At 58.7% G+C, this 11,172-nt stretch carries 10 protein-coding genes; 3 read left to right on the top strand and 7 right to left on the bottom strand.

The window, feature by feature from the left end; genetic code table 11:
- Window positions 1–286: 286 nt before the first annotated feature.
- Genes C9E91_RS17120 through C9E91_RS17100 form a run of 5 tightly spaced genes read right to left on the bottom strand, consistent with a single transcriptional unit; the run spans window position 287 to window position 5,248 of the window.
- Complete coding sequence (locus tag C9E91_RS17120; protein ID WP_004128985.1) at window positions 287–1,216, bottom strand: electron transfer flavoprotein subunit alpha/FixB family protein; 930 nt, start codon at window positions 1,214–1,216, stop codon at window positions 287–289.
- Between the two features lie 23 nt (window positions 1,217–1,239).
- Window positions 1,240–1,989, bottom strand: a complete 750-nt coding sequence (locus tag C9E91_RS17115; protein ID WP_004128988.1) for an electron transfer flavoprotein subunit beta/FixA family protein — start codon at window positions 1,987–1,989, stop codon at window positions 1,240–1,242.
- A 15-nt stretch (window positions 1,990–2,004) separates the two neighbouring features.
- Window positions 2,005–2,880, bottom strand: coding sequence for a 3-hydroxybutyryl-CoA dehydrogenase (locus C9E91_RS17110; RefSeq protein ID WP_004128992.1), 876 nt, complete (start codon window positions 2,878–2,880; stop codon window positions 2,005–2,007).
- The gene (locus tag C9E91_RS17105) at window positions 2,877–4,055 is read right to left on the bottom strand and encodes a CaiB/BaiF CoA transferase family protein (protein WP_004128995.1); all 1,179 of its coding nucleotides are present in this window, start codon (window positions 4,053–4,055) and stop codon (window positions 2,877–2,879) included. Before C9E91_RS17105 ends, C9E91_RS17110 begins: the two co-directional genes overlap by 4 nt.
- Window positions 4,055–5,248, bottom strand: coding sequence for an acyl-CoA dehydrogenase (locus C9E91_RS17100; RefSeq protein ID WP_015342015.1), 1,194 nt, complete (start codon window positions 5,246–5,248; stop codon window positions 4,055–4,057). Before C9E91_RS17100 ends, C9E91_RS17105 begins: the two co-directional genes overlap by 1 nt.
- A 148-nt stretch (window positions 5,249–5,396) precedes the next feature.
- On the opposite strand from C9E91_RS17100, the gene C9E91_RS17095 reads away from it, so the two are divergent.
- From C9E91_RS17095 to C9E91_RS20175, 3 genes are all read left to right on the top strand, one after another.
- A complete protein-coding gene (locus tag C9E91_RS17095) occupies window positions 5,397–6,293 on the top strand; it encodes a LysR family transcriptional regulator (RefSeq protein WP_004128999.1) in 897 nt (298 codons plus the stop codon).
- 218 nt (window positions 6,294–6,511) lie between these two features.
- The gene (locus tag C9E91_RS17090; protein ID WP_004129001.1) at window positions 6,512–7,540 is read left to right on the top strand and encodes an IS256 family transposase; all 1,029 of its coding nucleotides are present in this window, start codon (window positions 6,512–6,514) and stop codon (window positions 7,538–7,540) included.
- Window positions 7,476–7,634 carry a hypothetical protein gene (locus tag C9E91_RS20175; RefSeq protein WP_511458168.1) on the top strand — a complete coding sequence of 53 codons (159 nt, stop codon included), beginning with the start codon at window positions 7,476–7,478 and terminating at the stop codon, window positions 7,632–7,634. Before C9E91_RS17090 ends, C9E91_RS20175 begins: the two co-directional genes overlap by 65 nt.
- Before the next feature lie 598 nt (window positions 7,635–8,232).
- On the opposite strand, the gene C9E91_RS17080 is transcribed toward C9E91_RS20175, so the two are convergent.
- Entirely contained in the window at window positions 8,233–9,303 is a 1,071-nt protein-coding gene (locus tag C9E91_RS17080) for a C45 family autoproteolytic acyltransferase/hydrolase (RefSeq protein ID WP_004129003.1), read from the bottom strand.
- A gap of 60 nt (window positions 9,304–9,363) precedes the next feature.
- A complete protein-coding gene (locus C9E91_RS17075) occupies window positions 9,364–10,602 on the bottom strand; it encodes a M24 family metallopeptidase (protein ID WP_004129006.1) in 1,239 nt (412 codons plus the stop codon).
- Window positions 10,603–11,172: the final 570 nt, after the last annotated feature.

The following is an 11,172-nucleotide window of genomic DNA, read 5'->3' as shown; positions in this document are numbered from 1 at the left end:
CCTCCAAATCACCGACACTCTTGAATCACACCCAAACCGTTCAGGGAAGAAACGTTAACCCGAGTTCAGAGCCGTGCCAGCGACGCATCAATTCCCACAACATAGTCCCCGCTTGTCCCCCGCTTGATGCTTGGGGCCGAAATCATCGGACCCGCTTCACCATCGTCGCTCTGAGGCACAGTCATCTTCTTGGCTATGCGGAGCGCCGCCCCATTGCGGCATCTGGCTTCGTCGTTTGAGCGCGCCCTCACAACGGGCATGCTAGATCGGAAACAGATATCAATCTTCACAGCGCCTCTTCGAGTTCCGGCAGTGCCTCGAAGAGATCGGCGACGAGGCCGTAGTCGGCGATCTGGAAGATCGGTGCCTCCTCGTCCTTGTTGATGGCGACGATGACCTTCGAGTCCTTCATGCCGGCGAGATGCTGGATGGCGCCTGATATGCCGCAGGCGATGTAAAGCTGCGGTGCCACCACCTTGCCGGTCTGGCCGACCTGCCAGTCGTTCGGCGCGTAGCCGGCATCGACGGCAGCGCGGGAGGCGCCAACGGCCGCCCCGAGCTTGTCGGCAACCGGCAGAATGACTTCCTTGAACTTCTCCGCCGAACCGAGTGCGCGTCCGCCCGAGATGATGATCTTGGCCGAGGTCAGTTCCGGACGATCGGAGGTCGACAGCGCATCGGCGACGAAGCTCGAAAGACCGGGATTGGCGACCGCCGGGATTGCCTCGACAGTGGCCGAACCGTCTTCTGCGGCGGAAGCGAACGAGGCGGTGCGCACGGTGATCACCTTCTTGGCATCGCTTGCCTGCACCGTCTGGATGGCATTGCCGGCATAGATCGGCCGCTTGAAGGTGTTGGACGAAACCACCTCGATGATTTCCGAGACCTGGGCGACATCGAGGAGAGCTGCGACACGCGGCATGACGTTCTTGCCGACCGAGGTAGCAGCCGTCAGGATGGTGTCATAACCTGCCGCCAGCGAGACGATGAGATCGGCAAGCGGTTCGGCGAGATTGTTGGCAAGCTCGTCGCTTTCGGCCAGCAGCACCTTGGAGACGCCGGCAAGCTTGGCGGCGGCATCGGCCGCAGCCTTGGCGGCTTTGCCGGCCACCAGCACATGGATATCGCCGCCGATCTGAGTGGCCGCCGTCAGCGCCTTGGCGGTCTGGTCGGAAAGATGGGCATTGTCGTGGTCAGCCAGAAGAAGAATGGCCATGGTGAAGTTCTCCCTTTCTATCCTCAGAGCACGCCGGCTTCGGTCTTCAGCTTCTCGACCAGTTCGGCGACCGACTTGACCTTGACGCCTGCCTTGCGGCCGGACGGCTCTTCGGTCTTCAGCACCTTCAGCCGCGGTGTCGTATCGACGCCGAAATCGGCAGGCGCCTTCTTGTCGAGCGGCTTCTTCTTCGCCTTCATGATGTTCGGCAGCGAGGCGTAACGCGGCTCGTTGAGGCGAAGATCCGTGGTCACCACCGCCGGCAGCTTGACCTCGATCGTCTGCAGGCCGCCATCGACCTCGCGGGTCACCTTGGCTTTTCCCTCGCCGATCTCGATCTTCGAGGCGAAGGTCGCCTGCGCCGAACCCAAGAGGGCCGCCAGCATCTGGCCGGTCTGGTTCGAGTCATCATCGATCGCCTGCTTGCCGACGATGATCAGGCCCGGCTGTTCGGCATCGGCAACACCTTTGAGGATCTTGGCGACGGCCAGCGGCTCGACCTGATCTTCGGTCTCGACCAGGATGGCGCGATCCGCGCCCATGGCAAGGGCGGTGCGCAATGTCTCCTCGGCCTTGGCCGGTCCGATCGACACCACCACCACTTCCTCGGCCTTGCCGGCCTCCTTCAGCCGCAGCGCTTCTTCGACCGAAATCTCGTCGAACGGGTTCATCGACATCTTCACATTCGCAAGCTCGACGCCCGAACCATCCGGCTTCACCCGGATCTTCACGTTGTAATCAACTACCCGCTTCACGGGAACGAGAATCTTCATGTGCAGCACTCCTGATCAGCGGCTCGGAACCGGCGTATCGCCGCAATAATCATAAAAGCCTCTGGCGACTTTGCGTCCTAGCCATCCCGCTTCGACATATTTCACCAACAGTGGACATGGGCGGTACTTGCTGTCCGCCAGGCCTTCATGCAGAACGTTCATGATGGCGAGGCAGGTATCGAGGCCGATGAAATCAGCCAGTTCCAGCGGTCCCATCGGATGATTCGCGCCAAGCTTCATGCTCTGATCGATGTCGAAAACCGAACCGACACCCTCGTAAAGCGTATAAACGGCTTCGTTGATCATCGGGACCAGAATCCGGTTCACGATAAAGGCGGGGTAATCCTCCGCAACGACTGCGGTTTTGCCGAGTCGTTGTACGACGGCGCGGACAGCCTCGAAAGTCTCGTTGCTGGTCACGATTCCACGAATGAGCTCGACGAGCTGCATGACCGGAACCGGATTCATGAAGTGGAGGCCCATAAACTGCTCGGGCTTTCGAGTCCGTCCGGCTAGACGGGTGATCGAGAGCGAAGACGTGTTTGAGGTGAGGATCGCTTCCGGCTTCAGGTGAGGTCGGAGATCGTCGAATAATTTCAGCTTGACCGGCTCGCTCTCCGCCGCCGTCTCGATGATCAGATCGAGCGTGCCAAGTTCGGGCAGGTTTACGGTCGTCCTGAGGCGTCCAACGGCGCTCAACATTGCCTCGGCCGCGATCGTTCCCCGTGCCACCTGCCGGTCCATATCCTCGCTAATTTTGGCGACCGCGGCGACGAGCCGATCCGCGTCGACGTCCATCAGCGAGACCTCGAATCCCGCAATTGCAAGCACATGAGCGATACCGCTGCCCATCTGCCCGGCGCCGAGCACTCCGATGGTTTCGATCGTCATTTCGTGTCTACCCTCGACTCTTCGGAAGAAAAGCTCCAGCGTCCAGCACCCAAAAGCGGCGAGGCACTGTCGAGCGTGAGGAGGCTGCGCGACAAGCCGATCGGCGTTCTCAGGCCGGACAAGCCTTCCGGAGCGATCTTAAGCCGGCGCGCCTTGATCTGCGGATCGTCGATCGCCTCGGCGACGCTATTGATCGGTCCTCCCGGAACACCCGCCCCTTCAAGTGCGGCGATCAGTTCTGCTTTCGGCCGAAGTCGCGTCTTTTCCGCAATTATCGCGCAAAGCTTCTCGCGGTTTTCCACTCGTGCGGGATTGGTGGCGTAGGCCGGGTCTCCGGCGAGCGCAGCGAGATCCAGCAGGTCGCAAAGGGATGCGAACTGCCGATCGTTGCCACAAGCGATAATGAGATGACCGTCGAAGGCCGGGAAAACCTGATAGGGCACGATATTCGGATGAGCGTTTCCCATACGGTGAGGCACGTTGCCGGTTGCGAGATAATTCATGGCCTGGTTGGCAAGGACGGAAACTCCGACGTCGAAGAGCGCCAGATCGACATGCTGGCCAACGCCGGAGCGGTCGCGCTCGGCAAGCGCTGCCTGAATGCCGATGACGCCGTAAAGTCCGGTAAAGACGTCGATCCAGGCGACGCCGACTTTCTGCGGTTCACCGTCTGGCTCACCGGTCAGGTCCATAATTCCGCACATACCCTGTATGAGGAAATCGTATCCTGGCTGACGGGCGCGCGGGCCTGTCTGACCGAAACCGGTCACCGAAGCGTAGACGATCCGCGGATTGATCGCGGCGATGCTTTCATAATCGAGACCGAATTTTTGCAGCCCGGCAACTTTGAAGTTCTCAATCACAACGTCAGCTTCTGCGATCAATGCTTTGACGCGCTCAAGACCCTCGGGATCGCCGAAGTCACAAATGACCGACGACTTGCCTCGGTTTGCCGCATGAAAATACGCCGCCACCTTCTCAGCGCCGCCCTTACCGTCCGGGCGTTCGATAAAGGGTGGCCCCCAACTGCGGGTGTCGTCGCCCTGCGGGCTTTCCACCTTGATAACCTCGGCGCCGAGATCGGCGAGTGTCTGGCCGATCCAGGGACCGGCAAGGATGCGGGCAAGTTCGACGACTTTCAGGCCGGCAAGCGGTGCACTGTTCGGACCGCCCATCAGAAGAACGCCTGAATACCGGTCTGGGCGCGGCCGAGGATCAGTGCGTGGACATCATGCGTGCCCTCATAGGTGTTGACCGTTTCAAGGTTCTGGGAATGGCGCATGACGTGGTATTCGATCTGGATGCCGTTGCCGCCGTGCATGTCACGGGCTTGCCTGGCGATATCGAGCGCCTTGCCGCAGTTGTTGCGCTTGACGATAGAAATCATTTCCGGCGCGAACTTGTGCTCGTCCATCAGGCGCCCTACGCGGAGTGAAGCCTGCAGCCCCAGTGCAATCTCCGTCTGCATGTCCGCCAGCCTCCTCTGGAAGAGTTGAGCGCCAGCCAGCGGTTTGCCAAATTGAACGCGGTCCAGTCCATATTGCCGCGAACGCAACCAGCAATCCTCGGCAGCGCCGAGCACGCCCCAGGAAATGCCATAACGGGCGCGGTTCAGGCAGCCGAACGGCCCCTTGAGACCCGAAACATTCGGCAGCAGGGCGTCCTCGCCGATCTCGACGCCGTCCATCACGATCTCGCCGGTGATCGAGGCACGCAGCGACAGCTTGCCGCCGATCTTCGGCGCCGACAGGCCTTTCATGCCCTTTTCGAGGATGAAACCGCGGATCTGGCGGTTATGAGCTTCCGACTTCGCCCAGACAACGAAGACATCGGCGATCGGCGCATTGGAGATCCACATCTTTGAGCCGCGCAGGCGGTACCCGCCGTCGATTTTCTCGGCGCGGGTCTTCATGTCGCCGGGATCGGAGCCGGCATCCGGCTCGGTCAGACCGAAGCAGCCGATCAATTCCCCGGATACGAGGCCCGGTAGATACTTGTCTCGCTGTTCTTCCGAGCCATAGGCATAGATCGGATAGATCACCAGCGACGACTGGACGCTCATCATCGACCGATAGCCTGAATCGACGCGTTCGACCTCGCGCGCAACCAGGCCGTAAGAGACGAAGTTGGCGCCAGCCGCCCCATATTTTTCCGGCAACGTTACGCCGAGAAGCCCGGCCCTGCCCATCAGCCGGAAGAGACCGGGATCAGTCTTCTCCTCAAGATAGGCATCCCCCACGTGCGGCAGCAATTCGGCCTCTGCAAAGGCCTTGGCAGCATCGCGGATCATGCGTTCCTCTTCAGAGAGCTGCTCCTCCAAGAGGAAGGGATCGTCCCACGCAAACGCGCTCGTCTGTGCGGAAGACATGGCTGTGGCGGAATTTGTCGTCACGGATTTCCCTCGAATGAAATGCGACCTCGGATATCGAAGCTGCTTGCTCATGCATTTACCGATTGTGTTTCGCGAGAAATAACCCTATTTAGATGTGATCTAATTCATAAAATGCATAGGTTTGATGCGCCCGCGTCGGTTCCTTCCCTCCATGAGCCTCCTCTCTGCGTTCGAAGCCGTCTTGCGCACCGGCTCAACGGCGGCGGCGGCGCGTGAGCTTGATTTGACACAGAGCACTGTGAGCCGCCTCGTGCAGAATCTGGAGCAGCAGCTTGGCCGGCCGCTCTTCGAGCGACACAGGCAGAAGCTCATTCCGACGGAAGCAGCCCATGCCTACGGGCGGAACGTGAGCCGCGCGCTCGATCTCATCCAGCGGGGCAGCATGGAATTCGCCGCCAACCCAGGCGGCGGCACCCTGTCGCTGGCTATCCTGCCGGCTTTCGGTACGCGATGGCTGGCGCCGCGGTTGGGCGCATTCCTGGTCAAACATCCAGGTATCACGATCAACCTCGCGACGCGGCTCAAGCGCTTTAACTTTGCCGCCGAGAGTTTTGACGCAGCCATTCATTTTGGAGCAGACGATTGGCGGGATGCCGACCATATGAAACTCTTCGAGGAGCGCCTGACGGCGTGCATTTCGCCAGCGCTCCTCGCTGAACATCCGATTGACGACATCGCGGACATGGCGAGGTTGCCACTTCTGCAACTGGAAACCAGGCCGACCGGCTGGAGGATCTGGTTTGCCGCTCAGGGAGCGCGACCGGCGAACGTGACGGGGATGCTTTTCGACCAGTTCGCGACGATGACGCAGTCGGCGATCTCCGGGCTCGGCGTGGCTCTTCTTCCGGCCTATCTCGCTGACACTGAAATAATCGAAGGGCGCCTGGTACCGGTCCTGAAGAGATCGGTGCCGGGCTCGGGGTCCTACTGGCTCGTCTGGCCGCAATCGCGGACCAATTACCCGCCGCTCGAAGCTTTCCGCGCCTGGCTGGCCAAAGAAAAGGTCTCGGGAACCTCGTGAGTCTTAGCAGCAAGACGGGAAGCGGCTGTGTCGTTTTCGTGACAGTCATCATCGCCACATTATAGTCGGCCCGAGCTTGTGGGCATGCATGATGTGTCCCTCATTTCGGGCAACGGATCGTGTCCCGCCGGGTAGTGTAGGTCCTGAGGATTAGATGGCCATCAGTTTTTTTCCGGCAGGGTCGGGCTGTTCAAGACCAACCTGATGGAAAGACACCGATGACCGACGATATGATGAACGTGCGCTCGCTTGTTGAGAAGAGTGCCGATGCCGATTTGCTACGGGAGATGATCGGCGTTGCCGCCGAACGGCTGATGGAGCTGGAGGTCGGCAGTGCGACCGGTGCTGGCTACGGCGAGAAGAACGCGATGCGGCTGGCCCAACGCAACGGCTACCGCGACCGAGACTGGGACACGTCGCATGGCGGAAAAGGCTCTGACGGCTGTTATCCAGGAAGCTTACATCCAAGGCATCTCAACGCGTTCCGTCGACGATCTCGTCAAGGCGATGGGTATGAGCGGCATCTCCAAGAGCCAGGTGAGCCCTCTGTGCGAGGAGATCGATGTCAAGGTCAAGGTTTTCCTCGAAAGACCCATCGACGGGCTGGCCCTATCTCTGGATCGATGCCCACCTATCTGAAGGTCCGGCGCGGTGGCCGCATTGTTTCCGTTGCCGTTATCATCGCCGTCGGCGTCAATACCGATGGCAGGCGCGAGGCTCTGGGCATGGAAGTTGGCACTCCCGAAGCCGAGCCGATCTGGACGGAGTCCCTGCGTAGGCTCGCCCGCCGAGGTCTGCGCGGTGTGAAGCTCGTCGTCTCCGATGCTCATGAGGGCCTCAAGGCCGCCGTCACCAAGGTTCTCAGTGCCACATGGCAAAGATGCCGGGTTCACTTCATGAGGAACGTGCTGGCGCACGCCGGAAAGAGCGGCAGACGCGTCGTATCCGCCTTCATCGCCACTGCTTTTGCTCAGGACACATCGGAGGCGGCGAGCACCCAGTGGCGCAACGTCGCCGTCCAGATCCGGCCGAAAGTGCAGAAGCTCGCCGCCATCATGAATGATGCCGAAGAGGATGTGCTCGCCTGCATGACCTTCCCGAAAGAGCACCGGGTCAATTGCATTCAACAAATCCGATCGAACATCTCAATGGCAAATCAAGCGACGCACCGAGGTCGTTGGCATCTTTCCCAACGACGAAGCCATCGTCCGTCTCGTCGGCGCACTGCTGCCCGAGCAAAACGATGACTGGGCCGTCCAACGTGCCAGGTACATGACACTTGAGACAATGGCATCAATGAGCGATGATCCGGAAATCAGCCTGCCTGCAGTCACGCGCTGAAATCCCACTCCGGCGCTCGCCGGAAAACACGGCTACCTGCCGGAAGCTACACCAATCCCTTAGGCTGAGACACGATCGGGAAACGTGAAACAGCGCATGGGTAGTGCCTCCGGATGACGCTGGTCCGAGTTGAGTCGGCAATTCCGGGCCGTCCTCATTTCGAAGCTAGGCGTACTGAGCTATCGGCGCGAATATCGCCTCTCTTTGAACGTGGCGAGCGACGGCAACCTTGTTACGGATGGAAGTCTGCCGAACCTCTTGTTGACGATCCAGGATCGTTGATCGGATGATCGGATGTGTGGAGGGGCGGAATGTTCGGTCGCCTGCGTAGAGGGGGCACCTCTGGCGATCTCGCGTTTCGTAAGCCAACCAAACCGCCTTCGCGTGGATGACTGGCTCAACGCTTGCAGGCGCGCGCCCTTTGCCGGTTTGTCGCGTATTCGCGCGAAGCTTCGCGTTCTGCCGCGCGACGATCAAGGTGGAAGTTCCTCCCAGATCGCCGCGCTATAGCGTTCCGCCATTCGTTCCGCTGATCCTTTGTCGATTATAGTTTATATCGAGGCCACCACGCGTGCATCAATCTAAATCAGACGCAAGTTCACGTCCCTAACCCAATATCCCGCCATGCCTCGACGCTCGGTGGTCCAGCGCAGACTGATATTTTAGTACGCTCGCCGATCTCATAGACGACCGCGCCAACGGTCATCGGTTCCGTCGCCAGTTGCGGGGCAACTAGCGAAACCTCACCGCCGGCCCGGCATGCCGCCAGTGCCGCCTTGACATCATCCGTGGTTACCCGCACGTCATCAAGATCGAGATGCAAGCTTTGGAGGCGACCGCGCGAACTATCGCTTCCTGCGAGGGGTATTGTCGCCGAACGCCTGTCGTCGCTCGCAAGCGGATGATTGGTATGCAGCGAACATCTAGACTTAGTAGCGAGCGGCAATACTTTGCCCGCGGAGCATTCGACAGTCGCGATGTTCTGACGGTCTCCCAATTGATAGTTCTGTCCCGAGGCGTGCGGAACGTCATGCAGGAACCTAATGGCGTCCGACACGCTCGAGCAGGCGAGGGCGCCTCGCATCACGAAAGCCACTGGCAACCCTGTCGGGCTGACAGCCAGTTGTGATAAGGTGTTCACACAGACGCCGACCCCGCGCTCGGACACGCCCATCAGGCCAATCAGACCTGCAGATGTGAAGACCATGGTCTCACCGGCTTCCGAGTCCTGCGTTTTCAGCAAAACCTGCGCCCCGTCGTGCCATCGTGGCAAGTCCATTGTTTGAGCAATTATTGTCGGGATAGGCCCGCAGGGGGCGATTGCAAGGCTGGAGCAATGTCCGTCTCCAGTGGAGCGGCCGAACCACCACTCCTCATCCAGTAGCTGGAGCGCAAATGCGGTTTCGTGGGCGATGTTGGATCCTTCCGCTATTCCTGCAACCTCTTCGGCGAGGTGGGGTGTGTATCGCTTCACCGCATCGCCGAACCGTGTTGCCGCCAAGAAGCGCGGAATGAACGTCTTGGCGGTGACGCCGTAGGCTTCCGCGATGGCGTCATGCCAGCGCATTATCTTTTCAGCGATAGCGGTGCGCAGCGCTTCTCCATGAGTGCGTCCTCGTTGACGGGGCGACCCAGCGCAGTCAATGACGGAAAGGAGATCGGTCTTCATTGGTCCTCCAATTTAAATGCGTGTCGCAAGCGGTGTTGCAACGGTATCGGCGTTTCAATCTCAGAACACCTCGAGAAGACGCTTCGTACGTGGTGTTAGGATTTCGAAACCTTCCTCTGTAATTGCAATGGAATCACCGAACCCGGCGGCGACCTCCCCAAACACTCTGAACGAGTAGCACGCGTGGAAGCACATCCCCGGCACGAGAATCTGGTCAGACTCTGCCAGCCAGATCGAGTTTTCAGGCCAGGACGGAGGAAAGGCCAGGCCGACGGGATAGGCCTTCCACGACCTGAATTTCTCAGTCAGGTAGTCAGCCAAAGTGGAGCCTACTATTCGGGTTCCAAGGCGAGTTCGCGCGTCCAAACTCATCAGTTCGCACTTCGTGCTAGTCAGAACGTCTCGCATAGTTCGGCGGGGCTTCAGATTGCTATAAAGTGTCTCAAGACAATGGAGCGCGACATCTGACAGAAGGCGTGTACTATCTGACGCACGCCCTGCTATCGCCGTGGAATAAAGCGGCGCGTTATAGCGCTCATGGACCCCACTCATCTCCATGATGATGGGGTCGCCCCGCTTGATCTTGTTCCTACGAAACGAAGAATGCACTATAGCATGCCAATCTCCGGTACGGATGATGGGATCAATGGAGAAATATTCACTGCCTGCGCGGATCATACCTGCAGACGCCGCCGCGGCAATGTCATTGTCGGTGATGCCCTCCTGGATGATCGCTTCTGCTGCCGTCAGACCAGCTACCGAATAAAGCCCGGCCTTGCGCATATAGGTAATCTCTGTTGGGGACTTTACGGCACGAATGCGAGTGACCAAACCGGACGCATCGGCCACTATTGCATTAGGAAATGCAGAGCACAGTTTCGAGTAGGCATACGGAGTTAGTCCCTTTTGCCGACTCTCCAAGCCAATTTTTTTCGGCGTTGAATTTAAACTGTCTATGATTAAGGCTAGTTCCGTACCAGCCTCATCCATGCGACTCCACATTATCGACTCGATGCGCTCGACATTAGTATGGACGCGGCCAAGATCGACCTCCAGATCGCAAACATGGAGAACTAGGTTTCCCTGCGCAGGAAGGATCAAGCAGGAATACCAGTCCGATACCAATGTTTGAAAACCTGTTAGATAGCAGATATTGGAAAGGTCGGTAACGAGCAGCACGTCAATCTCAGCTTGCGCCATTTTCTCGCGCACGCGCTGAACGCGATAGTTGTAGTCTTTCTGCTCGAAAGCCGTAAACTTAAACGGTTGAACCTTTGGAGTCGCTTCAGTAGTAGTCATTGAACGATGCTTTCTGTGATGGTGGAGGCGTCGGGCGCAACGGCATACGCCTAAATGCGTCCGGGCGAACTCGGCTCGAATGCTGGATGAGAAAGAGCCTTTTCTGTGTTCTGCGTGTCGGTTCGCCGGTCGACTAATTTCCGCAGTTTATTGCACTCACTCGGTGCAGTGTCCACAACGATCCTGTCCGATTCTCGAACTGCGAGTCTCCATCTTTAGTTGAGGAAACAACAAGCGCGGTTGCGATGCGGCAGTTACTCTCGTCTGAAGCTAGACCATTTGTAATTCCCTGTGTTTGTGGCTGGGACAAGCCTCAGTCTGCTCCTTTCAGCGACATCGGTACTTCTGATAGTTAGAATGCATAGCGAACTCTCTCCTGCAATGCAACGCATGTTTTATAAGTTCAACTTGTGATGCAAACGTCCCGCTCTTTTTCAGGAGGACAAGGTCCTTGGGTCTTGTGATCAAAGAACCTCTGGACCTCTGGACCTTGGTACGCATTCGGCGAGTACCGCATTAATTTCGTATTTGCACGTGATAAGCTCTCGCAATGGATATCGACGAAGACAA

Origin of the sequence: Rhizobium sp. SEMIA4064, assembly GCF_003025035.1 — a bacterium.
Lineage (GTDB): Bacteria > Pseudomonadota > Alphaproteobacteria > Rhizobiales > Rhizobiaceae > Rhizobium > Rhizobium paranaense.
Note: the sequence above shows the minus strand (reverse complement) of the source record. Positions and strands in the feature narration are given on the sequence as shown.

Bases quoted from the DNA above. Each gene is read 5' to 3' on its own strand.
- C9E91_RS17115 (WP_004128988.1), bottom strand. From the start codon at position 1,989: ATGAAGATTCTCGTTCCCGTGAAGCGGGTAGTTGATTACAACGTGAAG.
- C9E91_RS17100 (WP_015342015.1), bottom strand. From the start codon at position 5,248: ATGTCTTCCGCACAGACGAGCGCGTTTGCGTGGGACGATCCCTTCCTC.
- C9E91_RS17095 (WP_004128999.1), top strand. From the start codon at position 5,397: ATGCGCCCGCGTCGGTTCCTTCCCTCCATGAGCCTCCTCTCTGCGTTC.
- C9E91_RS17110 (WP_004128992.1), bottom strand. From the start codon at position 2,880: ATGACGATCGAAACCATCGGAGTGCTCGGCGCCGGGCAGATGGGCAGC.
- C9E91_RS17105 (WP_004128995.1), bottom strand. From the start codon at position 4,055: ATGGGCGGTCCGAACAGTGCACCGCTTGCCGGCCTGAAAGTCGTCGAA.
- C9E91_RS17080 (WP_004129003.1), bottom strand. From the start codon at position 9,303: ATGAAGACCGATCTCCTTTCCGTCATTGACTGCGCTGGGTCGCCCCGT.
- C9E91_RS17075 (WP_004129006.1), bottom strand. From the start codon at position 10,602: ATGACTACTACTGAAGCGACTCCAAAGGTTCAACCGTTTAAGTTTACG.
- C9E91_RS17120 (WP_004128985.1), bottom strand. From the start codon at position 1,216: ATGGCCATTCTTCTTCTGGCTGACCACGACAATGCCCATCTTTCCGAC.
- C9E91_RS17090 (WP_004129001.1), top strand. From the start codon at position 6,512: ATGACCGACGATATGATGAACGTGCGCTCGCTTGTTGAGAAGAGTGCC.